Raw genomic sequence first — 12,105 nt, forward strand, 5'->3', positions numbered from 1 at the left:
CCGCTGAGCCCAGGCGTGCCGCAGGGCCGGACCCCGATCGGGTTCCGGCCCTGCGGCACGCCGCGACAGCTCAGTCCGACTCCGGCAGCTGCCCGCGGTCCTCGGCGTCGTCCTCGCCGGCCCGCTTGAGGGGCACCGGTTCCGCCAGCAGTGTGCCGATCCGGTTGCGGCGGCCCGCCGTGCTCTCCGCGGTCAGCCGGATCGCGCTGATCGGCAGCTCGTGCTCCTCCGGCACCGGCACCTCGATGCCGGAGCCGGGGATCGGCACCCGGCCCAGCGCCTTCGCCAGCAGCCCGCCGACGGTCTCGACGTCCTCGTCCTCCAGCTCGATGCCGAACAGCTCGCCCAGCTCCTCCACCGGCAGCCGCGCGGTGATCCGGTAGGAGCCGTTGCCCAGCGGCTCGACCGGCGGGGACTCGCGGTCGTACTCGTCGGTGATCTCGCCGACGATCTCCTCCAGGATGTCCTCGATGGTGACCAGACCGGCCGTGCCGCCGTACTCGTCGATCACCACCGCGACGTGGATCCGGTCCCGCTGCATCTCCCGCAGCAGGTCGGCGACCGGCTTGCTGTCCGGGACGTAGGTCGCCTGCCGCATCACCGCGGCCACCGGCTCGGTCTCGGCCTCGCGGTTCACATGGGTGCGCCGGACCAGGTCCTTGAGGTAGACGATGCCGACCACGTCGTCCTCGTTGTCGCCGACCACCGGCATCCGGGAGAAGCCGCTGCGCAGCGCCAGCGTCAGCGCCTGCCGTACGGTCTTCTCCCGCTCGACCATCACCAGGTCGGTGCGCGGCACCATCACCTCGCGGACGATGGTGTCGCCGAGTTCGAACACCGAGTGCACCATCCGGCGCTCGTCGTCCTCGATCAGCGAGTCCTTCTCGGCCAGGTCGACCAGCGCCCGCAGCTCCGCCTCGGAGGCGAACGGGCCTTCGCGGAAGCCCTTGCCCGGGGTCAGCGCGTTGCCGAGCAGGATCAGCAGCCGCGGGATCGGGCCGAGGATCCGGTTCAGCGGCAGCAGCACCACGGACGCGGCCGTGGAGACGTTCATCGGGTGCTGCCGGCCGATGGTCCGCGGCGAGACGCCCACCGCCACGTAGGAGACCAGCACCATCGCGCCGATGGCGACCAGCAGGGCCAGCCAGGTCTCGTGGTAGGAGCGGACGCAGACCACGGTCACCAGGACCGCGGCGGCCATCTCGCAGGTGACCCGGATCAGCGTGGCCAGGTTGAGGTAGCGGATCGGGTCGGCGGCGAGGGTCAGCATCCGCGCCGCCCCGCGCCGGCCGTTGCGGACGGCTTCCTCGGCGCGGAAGCGGGACACCCGGGAGATGCCCGCCTCCGCACACGCCGCCAGCCACGCGAGGATCACGAGCAGGACGGCGATGACGAGGAAGCCGGTACTACTGCCGCTCATCGGGTCGTCGGGGCCGGGGACGGCCCGGTATCGCCGCGCTCGGCGCGCCAGTCGTCCAGGATCCGCTTCTGCAGCCCGAACATCTCGCGCTCCTCGTCCGGGTCCTCGTGGTCGTACCCGAGCACGTGCAGCACCCCGTGGACGGTGAGCAGCTGCAGCTCGGCGTCCATGGAGTGGCCGTTGGCGGTGCCCTGGGTCTCGGCCACCTCGGGGCAGAGCACGATGTCGCCGAGCAGGCCCTGCGGCAGCTCCTCGTCCTCCTTGCCGGGGCGCAGCTCGTCCATCGGGAAGGACATCACATCGGTCGGTCCCGGCTCATCCATCCACTGGATGTGCAGCGCCTCCATCGCCTCCGCGTCGATGACGATCACGGACAGCTCGGAGAGCGGGTGGATGCGCATCCGGTCCAGGGCGAAGCGGGCGATGTCCAGGATCGCCTGCTCGTCCACCTCCGTGCCGGACTCGTTGTTGATGTCGATCGACATGAGGGGTGTGGTTCTCAGCTTTCGGTACGTCGGGGCTTGCCGGGTTTGCCTGCGTCCTGCGCTTCATGTGCTGCGTCGTACTGCCCGTAGGCGTCGATGATCTTGCCGACCAGCTTGTGGCGGACCACGTCCTGGCTGGTCAGACGACTGAAGTTGATGTCCTCGACATCGGCCAGGATGTCCTGGACGATCTTCAGCCCGCTGACCGTGCCACCGGGCAGGTCGATCTGGGTGACGTCGCCGGTGACCACGATCTTGGAGTTGAAGCCGAGCCGGGTCAGGAACATCTTCATCTGCTCGGCGCTGGTGTTCTGCGCCTCGTCCAGGATGATGAAGGCGTCGTTGAGGCTCCGGCCGCGCATATAGGCCAGCGGAGCGACCTCGATCGTCCCCGCGGCCATCAGCCGGGGGATGGAGTCCGGGTCGATCATCTCGTGCAGGGCGTCGTAGAGCGGCCGCAGGTACGGGTCGATCTTCTCGTTGAGGGTGCCCGGCAGGAAGCCGAGCCGCTCCCCCGCCTCGACCGCGGGGCGGGTCAGGATGATCCGGCTGACCTGCTTGGCCTGCAGCGCCTGGATCGCCTTGGCCATCGCCAGGTACGTCTTGCCGGTGCCGGCCGGGCCGATGCCGAAGACGATGGTGTGGCGGTCGATGGCGTCGACATAGGTCTGCTGGTTGAGCGTCTTGGGGCGGATCGAGCGGCCCCGGCTGGACAGGATGTTGGTGGTGAACACCGCCGAGGGTTCTGCGAGCCCTCGGGGCTGTTCGGGTCCTCGGCGGCCTTGCGCAGCATGGCGATCGAACGCTCCACGGAGTCCTCGGTCAGGGGCTGGCCGGTGCGGAGCACCAGCATCATCTCGTCGAACAGGCGCTGGACCAGGGCGATGGCGACCCGGTCGCCGGTGGCCGTGATCTCGTTGCCCCTGGCATGGAAGTCCAGGTCGGGGAACGCCTTCTCGATCACCTTCAGGAGTGAGTCCCCGGCGCCGAGAACGGTCACCATCGGGTGGTTCTCCGGAACGATGATCTTTGCCTGGGCCTGCGCGGGCACCTGCTGGGCGCGTGGTTTCGTTGATGTCATGGGTCGGCGCTGTGGCCTGCCTCTTCCCAATCACTGTCGGGTCCGTGGTGTGACTAAGGGTACGACGGACGGTAGGGCTGGAATGCATGATGCTCCGCCTGTGCCGGGCGTGGCGCCAGTCGTTTTATGGGTCCGGTTACCCACGGTTCGGCACCGGCACCCGGATCAGGTCCTCGGCGAGCACGATCTCGCCGTCGAAGAACCGCCGGGCCTCGGCCAGATGCCCCTTGGTGTCGGGGTAGCGCTGGGAGAAGTGGGTCAGCACCAGCCGGCGCACCCCGGCCTCGGCCGCGGTCCGGGCCGCCTCGGCCGCGGTGAGATGCCCGTGGTCGCGGGCCAGCTGGGCGTCCGCCTCCAGGAAGGTGGCCTCGATCACCAGCAGGTCCACCCCTTCGGCCAACCGGGCCACGCCCTCGCAGAGCCTGGTGTCCATGACGAAGGCCGCGCTCTGGCCCGGGCGCGGCTCGCTGACCTGCTCCAAAGTGACCGTGGAGCCGTCCGCCAGGGTCACCGCGCCCTCGCGCTGCAGTCGGCCGACGGCTGGCCCGGCCAGGCCGTGGGCGGCCAGCCGCTCGGGCAGGATCCGGCGGCCGTCCGGCTCGGTCAGCCGGTAGCCGAAGGACTCGACCGGGTGCGAGAGCCCCACCGCCTCCAGCGTGAAGGGGGCGCCCGGGGCCTTGAGCTCACCCGGCTCGGTGATCGGCTCCGGGCACAGTTCCACCGTCTCGTGGAAGGCGCTGGCGTGCCGCAGCCGGTCGAAGAAGTGCTGGCCGGAGGCCGGGTAGTAGGCGCTCACCGGGTGCGGCGCCCGGTCCAGGTTGAGCCGCTGGATGATGCCGGGCAGCCCCAGGCAGTGGTCGCCGTGGAAGTGGGTGACGCAGATCCTGGTGATCGTGGAGGCACTCACCCCGGCCCGCAGCAGCTGCCGCTGGGTGCCCTCGCCGGGGTCGAACAGCAGGCCCTCGCCGTCCCAGAGCAGCAGGTAGCCGTTGTGGTTGCGGTTCCGGGTCGGCACCTGGCTCGCCGTCCCGAGCACCACCAGTTCGCGTGGCACGACCGGGTCAGACCAGCTTCTCGCGGAGGCCGTCCCCGCCGCCGAGGACATGGACGTGCGCGTGGAACACGGTCTGGCCGGCCCCGGCCCCGGTGTTGAAGATCAGCCGGTAGCCGGCCCCGCCGACCGACTCGGCCACCTTCTCGTCCTCGGCCACACGTCCGGCCTCGGCCAGCAGCGCACCGGCCAGGGCCGGGTCGGCGTCGGCGAGGGCGACCGCGTTGGGGTGGTGCGCCTTGGGGACGACCAGCACATGGGTCGGCGCCTGCGGGGCGATGTCGCGGAAGGCGAGGGTGGTCGGGGTCTCCCTGACCACGGTCGCCGGGATCTCCCCCGCCACGATCCTGCAGAACAGGCAGTCCGCCTGCGGCTCTCCCGCCACGTCGTCAGCTCCTTCTGGTTCCAGCCCCGATGGCCCGGCTGCCTCGGCCGCTCCAGCCGCATCGTACCCGCGGCCGGAGCGGCAGCCGGGCACTCCTACAGCGCCGGGATGCTCGGCGGGGTGACCGCCGGGGTCTCCGCGAGGGCGGCCAGGGCGATCCGGATCGCCTCGTCCAGCTGCGGGTCCCGCCCGGCGGCCCAGTCCTGCGGGGTGCAGACGACCTCGACGTCGGGGTCGACGCCGTGGTTCTCCAGGTTCCAGCCGTAGCCCTCCATCCAGGTCGAGTAGCGGGGCTGGGTGACCCTGGTGCCGTCGACCAGGCCGTAGCGGCCGTCGATGCCGACCACCCCGCCCCAGGTCCTGACGCCGACCACGGGGCCGAGCTTCAGCGCCTGGAAGGCGGCGTTGACGATGTCGCCGTCCGAGCCGGAGAACTCGTCCGCGACCGAGACCAGCGGGCCGCGCGGGGCGATCTCCGGGTAGGTGTGCGGGGTGAGGTCGCGGACCACGCCCCAGCCGATGACCCGGCGGTTCAGCTTCTCGATGATCAGCTGCGAGGTGTGGCCGCCGCGGTTCTCCCTGACGTCCACCACCAGGCCGTCCCTGGCCATCTCGGTGCGCAGGTCGCGGTGCACCTGGGCCCAGCCGTTGGCCACCATGTCCGGAACGTGCAGGTAGCCGAGCGCCCCGGCGGACCGCTCGTGCACGTAGGCGCGGCGGTCGGCGACCCAGGCGTGGTAGCGCAGCGCCTCCTCGTCGGCGAGCGGAACCACGACCACGGAGCGGGTGCTGCCGGCCTCGGCGGCGTCCCCCTCGGCATTGGTCGGAGTGGCCGAGCCGATGGTCAGCTCGACCGGCTTGCCGGCCGTGCCGACCAGCAGCGGTCCGGGACCTGACACGGTGTCGACCGGGCGGCCGTCCACCTCCAGGATCGACTCCCCGGCCCGGACGCTGACGCCGGGGGCGCCCAGCGGGGAGCGGGCCGCCGGGTCCGAGGACTCGCCGGGCAGCACCCTGGTCACGCGCCAGACCCCGGCCGGGTCCCTGGCCAGGTCCGCGCCCAGCATGCCCTGGCGGCGGTTTCCGGCGACGCCGTGCCCGCGCGGGGTCACATAGGCGTGCGAGGTGCCGGGCTCGCCCTGGAGCTCCCAGAGCAGGTCCACCAGGTCGCTGTGGCTGCCGACCCGCTCCACCAGCGGGCGGTAGCGGGCCTGCACGGCCGGCCAGTCCAGGCCGCCCATGTCGATCCGCCAGAAGTTGTCCCGCATCAGCCGGGCGGTCTCGTCGAACATCTGCCGCCACTCGGCGGCGGGGTCGATGGTGACCCGGATCCGGGAGAGGTCCACGGTGACGGCGTCGTCCCGCTCGTCCTTGCCGACCCTGCGGTCGGCGGGGACGATCCGCAGCTCGCCGTGGTCCACCACGGCCAGCCGGGAGCCGTCGCCGGAGATCTCGAACCCGTCCAGCTCGTCGACCAGGGTCTCGGCCCGGCGGGTGGCGAAGTCGAAGCGCTGCAGACTGCTGCGCTCGGCCTCGTCCTCGGGAGTGGCCTTGCTGGTGCCCAGCTCACCGGCGAGCGGGTGCTCCAGCCAGACCACCCCGCCCTTGACCGCGCGCAGCCGGCTGTAGCTGCCGCTGGGCACCGGGAAGGGCACGATCCGGTCGGCCAGGCCCTCCAGGTCCAGCCGGGTCACCGCGGGGGCCTCCTCGGCCCCGTCAGCGGCCCCGCTGTCGGTGCCGGCCTCGTCGCCCTCGGCGCCGGTCGCCGCGGCGGCGTCCTTGCCGTCCTTGCCCTCCGCCTCGTCGCCGCCCTTGCCCAGGGCGCGGCCCTGCGGCTGCGGGCCGAACGGGGAGAGCGTGTCCGCGGCCAGGGTCAGCAGATAGGGGCGGCAGGCGACCGGGAAGGACAGGTCGAAGACATGGGCGTCGTAGACCGGGTCGAAGTCGCGCATCGACAGGAAGGCGAGGTGCTTGCCGTCGGTGGTGAAGGCCGGCGCGTAGTCGGTGAAGCGCGGCGGCGTCAGCTCGGTGACCGTGCCGTCCGCCAGTTTGGCCATCCGCAGCTGGCGCGGCACCTCCTCGACGCCCAGCGCGTGCGACCAGACCAGCCACTGCGAGTCCGGGGAGAAGGCGAGGTCGGTGGCGTGCGAGCTGGTGCCGCGGTCGATCTGGCGGACCGTGCCGTCGGCGACCTGGACCAGCAGCACCAGGCCGTCCCGGTTGGCGACGGCCAGCTGCTTCCCGTCCGGGGAGGCAGCCAGCTCCTCGACCCGGCCGAGCTGTCCGTGCGCGATCCGGCGGCCGTCGGAGAGCTCCAGGCCGTCCTCGCCCCCGGCGTCGGAGACCCAGGCCGACGCACCGTCAGGAAGCGCCTGCGGCAGCCGGTTGCGCACCCCCGGCACGGCCGAGAGGGTGCGCGCGGGGCCGTCCCGGTGGGTGACCCGGTGGATGGTGCCGCGGACCTCGACCACGCTGGAGCGGGCCTCCGCGTCCGGGGCGACCCGGCCGAGGTGCCGGCCCGCCGCGACCGGGAACGGCTGGCGGTCGACCCGGGGGCCGCCCAGCCTGATCTCCAGGCGGCGCGGCTCGGCCCCGGCCAGGTCGTCGACCAGGAAGAGGTCGCCGCCGCTGTGGTAGACCACCCGGGCGCCGTCGGTGGCGGCGTTGCGGGCGTAGAACTCATGGTCGCTGTGCCGACGCAGGTCGGAGCCGTCCGGCAGGCTGGACCAGAGCTGCCCGATCCCGTCGTGGTCACTCAGGAACGCAACTCGGTCTCCGACCCACATCGGCGATTCGATGTTGCCGTCGACCTCGGCGTGCAGCCGGGCGAAGTCACCCTCGACCCCGATCCACAGCTTGCCCGCCGTACCGCCCCGATAGCGCTTCCAGTGGGCCGGCTCGCGGCCCATCCCGGCCGAGGAGAGCAGCACCCGCCCCGCGCCGCCGGCCGGCTCCTGGGCCACCCCGCCGATCCGTCCGTACGGGAGCTGCCGGGCCGGGCCGCCGTCCAGCGGCACCGCGAAGGCCCACGGGTGCGCCCGGGACATCCGGCCGACCGAGCTGCGGGCGAGGATCTCGCCCTCGGCCGTCCAGCCCAGCACCGCCGTCTGCGCGCTGCCCCAGAACGTCAGCCGCCGGGCCGGACCGCCGTCGACCGGGGCGACATGCACCTCGGGCGCACCGTCGCGGGTCGAGGTCCAGGCGAGCAGGGTTCCGTCGGGCGAGATCCGGGGGCGGGTCACCGGCACCTGGTCGGCGCTCACCCGCCAGGCCCGGCCACCCGCGAGGGGGGCCAGCCAGACGTCGTCCTCGGCCACAAAGGTGACCAGGTCAGCATGGATATGGGGGAACCGGAGATAGCTGTCGGCTTCAGTCACGCGGCCACCCTAGCCGCCACCACTCTCCGTGCGACAGAAGATTCAGCTCGCAGCGGACCGACCCGGACGATCAGCGCAGGCGGCTCGGACGATCAGCCGCAGCCGCTCGGACGATCAGCCCCAGCGTCCGGTGCGCCCGAGCAGCAGGGCTCCGGCGGCGACCCCCGCCGTGGAGGTCCGCAGCACCGTGGACCCGAGCCGGTACGGGGCGGCGCCCGCCTCGGCGAAGCGCGCCAGCTCGTCCGGGGAGACCCCGCCCTCGGGGCCGACCACCAGCACCAGCTCGCCCCGGGCCGGCAGCCCGGCCGAGGCCAGCGGCAGCGAGCCCTCCTCGTGCAGCACCGCGCCCAGCGCGGCGCCGGCGAGCAGCTCGGCCACCTGCCGGGTGCTCATCGGGTCCCGGACCACCGGGAAGCGCAGCCGGCGGGACTGCTTGCCGGCCTCACGGGCGGTGGCCCGCCACTTCCCCAGGGCCTTGAGGCCCCGGTCGCCCTTCCACTGGGTGATGCAGCGCGAGGCCGCCCAGGGGACCACCTCGTCCACGCCGACCTCGGTCATCAGCTCGACCGCGAGCTCGCCCCGGTCGCCCTTGGGCAGCGCCTGCACCACCACCACCCGCAGCGCGGGCTCGGGTTCGGCCAGCAGCCCGGAGACCTGAACCTCCAGCGCCTCCTTGCCGAGCACGGCGGCGACCGAGCCGGACACCCCCTGGCCCGCGCCGTCGGTCAGCACCAGCTGCTCGCCGACGGCCAGCCGCCGCACCGCGACCGCGTGCCGGCCCTCCGCGCCGTCCAGCCGGACCACCGAGCCCACCGGGCCCAGCTGCGAGGTCTCCACCACGAACACGGGGGCTGTCACGACGTACGTTCCTGTCCTTGCTGTTCCTGGGAGCCGTGCGGCTCAGGCGCGGCCGTTGAAGGCGTCCTTCAGCCGGGAGAAGAGGCCCTGCTGGCCCGGCTCGAAGGTGCCCTTGGGGCGCTCCTCGCCGCGCAGCGCGGCGAGCCGCCGCAGCAGGTCCTCCTGCTCCGGGTCGAGCTTGCCGGGGGTCTGCACCTCGACGTGCACTATCAGGTCGCCGCGGCCGCCGCCGCGCAGGTGGGTGATGCCGCGCCCGTGCAGCGGGATGGACTGCCCGGACTGGGTGCCGGGGCGGACGTCGATCTCCACCTGGCCGTCCAGGGTCTCCAGCGGGACCTTGGTGCCCAGCGCCGCCGCCGTCATCGGCAGCGTCACGGTGCAGTGCAGGTCGTCGCCGCGGCGCTGGAAGATCTTGTGCGCGTTCTCGGCGATCTCGACGTAGAGGTCGCCGGCCGGGCCGCCGCCGGGGCCGACCTCGCCCTCGCCGGCCAGCTGGATCCTGGTGCCGTTGTCGACACCGGCCGGGATCTTCACGGTCAGCGTGCGGCGGGCGCGGACCCGGCCGTCGCCGGCGCACTCGGGGCAGGGGGTGGGCACGACGGTGCCGAAGCCCTGGCACTGCGGGCAGGGGCGGGAGGTCATAACCTGGCCCAGGAAGGACCGGGTGACCTGCGACACCTCGCCGCGACCGCGACACATGTCACAGGTCTGGGCGGAGGTGCCGGGGGCCGCGCCCTCGCCGTTGCAGGTGGTGCAGACCACGGCGGTGTCGACCTGGATGTCCTTGGTGGTGCCGAACGCGGCCTCTTCGAGGTCGAGGTCGATCCGGATCATCGCGTCCTGGCCGCGCCTGGTCCGCGACCGCGGTCCGCGCTGCGCGCCGCCGGCCGCGCCGAAGAAGGCGTCCATGATGTCGCTGAAGCCGAAGCCCGCGCCCGCGCCGAAGCCGCCGGGGCCCGCGCCGCCGCCGTTCGCCGACAGGGGATCCCCGCCCAGGTCGTAGACCTGCCGCTTGTTGGGGTCCGAGAGGACCTCGTAGGCGGCGTTGATCTCCTTGAACCGCTCCTGGGTCTTCGGGTCGGGATTGACGTCAGGATGGAGTTCGCGCGCCAGTCGGCGGAACGCCTTCTTGATCTCGTCCTGACCGGCGTCACGCCGGACGCCGAGTACCGCGTAGTAGTCCGTGGCCACCAAAATGCTCCGCTTGTTCTATTCGCGCCGACGTTCCCGACACCGCTGTAAGGCTATGACGCAGCCAGGATCTGACCGACGTACCGTGCAACCGCCCGGACGGCACCCATGGTTCCCGGGTAGTCCATCCTCGTCGGCCCGAGCACACCCAGTTTGGCGACGGTCTCGTCGCCCGAACCGTAGCCCACCGACACGACCGACGTGGAATTGAGCCCTTCGTAGGCGTTCTCGTGACCGATACGGACCATCATGCCCGCGTCGGCGGTCTCCCCGAGCAGCTTCAGCAGGACCACCTGCTCCTCCAACGCCTCCAGCACGGGGGCGATGGTGAGCGGGAAGTCGTGCGGGAAGCGGGTGAGGTTGGCGGAGCCGCCGATGACGATCCGCTCCTCGGTCTGCTCGGCCAGCGCCTCGAACAGCGCGGTGAGCACGGCCGTGACCGCGCCCCGCTCCTCGCGTTCGAACGCCTCGGGCAGATCCTGCAGCAGGGTCGGCACCTCGGCGAAGCGCTGGCCCGCGGCCCTGGTGTTCAGCCGGCTGCGCAGATCGGCGAGGACCGTCTCACCGACCGCGCCGGGGCAGTCGATCAGCCGCTGCTCCACCCGGCCGGTGTCGGTGATCAGCACCAGCATCACCCGGGTCGGCGTCAGCGCCACCAGTTCCACATGGCGCACCGTCGATCGGGACAGCGAGGGGTACTGCACCACGGCGACCTGCCGGGTCAGCTGCGCCAGCAGCCGCACCGTACGGGCCACCACGTCGTCCAGGTCCACCGCGTGGTCCAGGAAGCTGCCGATGGCCCGGCGCTCGGGCGCGGACAGCGGCTTCACCTCGGTCAGCCGGTCGACGAACAGCCGGTAGCCCTTGTCGGTGGGCACCCGTCCGGCGCTGGTGTGCGGCTGGTGGATGTAGCCCTCGTCCTCGAGTGTCGCCATGTCGTTGCGCACCGTGGCCGGCGACACGCCGAGGTTGTGGCGTTCCACCAGGGCCTTGGAGCCGACCGGCTCCTCGGTCCCGACGTAGTCCTGGACGATGGCACGCAGAACCGCCAGCTTGCGGTCGTCGAGCTTGCGCTCCTCATGCACGGGCCACGCACCTCCTGTCCTCGGACACCGGCTGTCCTGTGGAGACTGGCACTCTGGCCGAACGAGTGCCAACGCCTGTTCGGCCAGTGTAAGGCGCGAGGGTAGGCCACCGGAACGCCCGCGCCCTCCCATACGTACCTGTTGGTAGGCCCTACAGGGCAGAATTGCAGCACAGGTCCATCTTGAGGAGTGGCTACATGCCCAGAACACGCTTTGCACCCGACCGCGGACTGACCAGCCGGATGCTGCTGACGATGTTCCTCATCGGGCTGCTGTATGTCGTCTTCGTCGGCGCCCTGCTGGTCTTCCTCAAGGGAGCCTGGCTGATCATCGTGATCATCGCCGGCGGCCTGTTCATCGCCCAGTTCTGGTTCAGCGACCGGATCGCCTCCTTCAGCATGGGCGCCCGCGAGGTCAGCGCCCAGGACTACCCGGAGCTGCACGGCACGGTCGACCGGCTCTGCGCCCTGGCCGACATGAAGAAGCCCAAGGTCGCCGTCGCCCAGAGCGACATCCCCAATGCCTTCGCCACCGGCCGCAACGAGAAGAACGCCGTGGTCTGCGTCACCACCGGGCTGCTCCGCCGGCTGGAGCCGGAGGAGCTGGAGGGCGTGCTCGCCCACGAGATGTCGCACGTGGCCCACAAGGACGTGATGGTGATGACCATCGCCGGCTTCCTCGGCGTGCTGACCGGCATCCTGACCAGGGTCGGCCTGCAGGCCGGGCTGTTCGGCGGCTTCAGCAGCCGGGACAACCGGGACGGCGACAACACCGGCATGGTGCTGCTGATCGTGATCGGGGTCAGCGCCGTGGCCTACAGCATCAGCTTCCTGCTGACCCGGCTGCTCTCCCGCTACCGCGAGCTCTCCGCCGACCGCGCCGCCGCGCTGCTGACCGGGCGCCCCTCGGCGCTGGCCTCCGCGCTCACCAAGGTCAGCGGGGAGATGGCGGCCATCCCCACCGAGGACCTGCGCCGCGCGCAGCCCTTCAACGCGTTCTACTTCGCCCCGGCGGTCTCCGCCCGCAAGGCGGCCAGCCAGGCCTTCTCCACCCACCCCTCGCTGCAGCAGCGGCTGGAGCAGCTGGGCCGGATCTCCGCCGAGCTGGGCCGTCCGTAGTCCTTCGCTGTATCCATCACCTCCCGTGTTTTCCGTCACCTCCCGAGGAGTGAA

At 72.0% G+C, this 12,105-nt stretch carries 9 protein-coding genes and 1 pseudogene; 1 reads left to right on the top strand and 9 read right to left on the bottom strand.

What is annotated here, in order from left to right:
* Nucleotides 1–70 precede the first annotated feature (70 nt).
* The 9 genes and pseudogenes from ACXKR8_RS16110 to hrcA form a co-directional block, all read right to left on the bottom strand.
* Nucleotides 71–1,420, bottom strand: coding sequence for a hemolysin family protein (locus ACXKR8_RS16110; RefSeq protein WP_458273598.1), 1,350 nt, complete (start codon nt 1,418–1,420; stop codon nt 71–73).
* Nucleotides 1,417–1,905 carry an rRNA maturation RNase YbeY gene (gene ybeY / locus ACXKR8_RS16115; RefSeq protein WP_458273599.1) on the bottom strand — a complete coding sequence of 163 codons (489 nt, stop codon included), beginning with the start codon at nt 1,903–1,905 and terminating at the stop codon, nt 1,417–1,419. The genes ACXKR8_RS16110 and ybeY overlap by 4 nt, the downstream gene beginning before the upstream one ends.
* 14 nt (nt 1,906–1,919) lie before the next feature.
* Nucleotides 1,920–2,986: pseudogene (locus ACXKR8_RS16120) on the bottom strand (PhoH family protein).
* Between the two features lie 136 nt (nt 2,987–3,122).
* On the bottom strand, nt 3,123–4,040 hold the full coding sequence (locus ACXKR8_RS16125) for a ribonuclease Z (protein ID WP_458273601.1): 918 nt from the start codon (nt 4,038–4,040) through the stop codon (nt 3,123–3,125).
* 7 nt (nt 4,041–4,047) lie between these two features.
* Complete coding sequence (locus ACXKR8_RS16130) at nt 4,048–4,422, bottom strand: HIT domain-containing protein (protein WP_458273602.1); 375 nt, start codon at nt 4,420–4,422, stop codon at nt 4,048–4,050.
* Nucleotides 4,423–4,517: 95 nt separating this feature from the next.
* Complete coding sequence (locus ACXKR8_RS16135) at nt 4,518–7,799, bottom strand: S41 family peptidase (RefSeq protein ID WP_458273603.1); 3,282 nt, start codon at nt 7,797–7,799, stop codon at nt 4,518–4,520.
* Between the two features lie 114 nt (nt 7,800–7,913).
* On the bottom strand, nt 7,914–8,657 hold the full coding sequence (locus ACXKR8_RS16140; RefSeq protein WP_458273604.1) for a 16S rRNA (uracil(1498)-N(3))-methyltransferase: 744 nt from the start codon (nt 8,655–8,657) through the stop codon (nt 7,914–7,916).
* 42 nt (nt 8,658–8,699) lie between these two features.
* Entirely contained in the window at nt 8,700–9,848 is a 1,149-nt protein-coding gene (dnaJ, locus tag ACXKR8_RS16145) for a molecular chaperone DnaJ (RefSeq protein WP_458273605.1), read from the bottom strand.
* A 53-nt stretch (nt 9,849–9,901) separates the two neighbouring features.
* A complete protein-coding gene (gene hrcA / locus ACXKR8_RS16150) occupies nt 9,902–10,933 on the bottom strand; it encodes a heat-inducible transcriptional repressor HrcA (protein WP_458273606.1) in 1,032 nt (343 codons plus the stop codon).
* A 197-nt stretch (nt 10,934–11,130) separates the two neighbouring features.
* On the opposite strand from hrcA, the gene htpX reads away from it, so the two are divergent.
* Nucleotides 11,131–12,051 (top strand): zinc metalloprotease HtpX, encoded by a 921-nt coding sequence (gene htpX, locus ACXKR8_RS16155; RefSeq protein WP_458273607.1) that lies wholly within the window; start codon nt 11,131–11,133, stop codon nt 12,049–12,051.
* Nucleotides 12,052–12,105: the final 54 nt, after the last annotated feature.

This window comes from Streptacidiphilus sp. PAMC 29251 (genome assembly GCF_054208735.2).

Bases quoted from the DNA above. Each gene is read 5' to 3' on its own strand.
- ACXKR8_RS16110 (WP_458273598.1), bottom strand. From the start codon at position 1,420: ATGAGCGGCAGTAGTACCGGCTTCCTCGTCATCGCCGTCCTGCTCGTG.
- ybeY (WP_458273599.1), bottom strand. From the start codon at position 1,905: ATGTCGATCGACATCAACAACGAGTCCGGCACGGAGGTGGACGAGCAG.
- htpX (WP_458273607.1), top strand. From the start codon at position 11,131: ATGCCCAGAACACGCTTTGCACCCGACCGCGGACTGACCAGCCGGATG.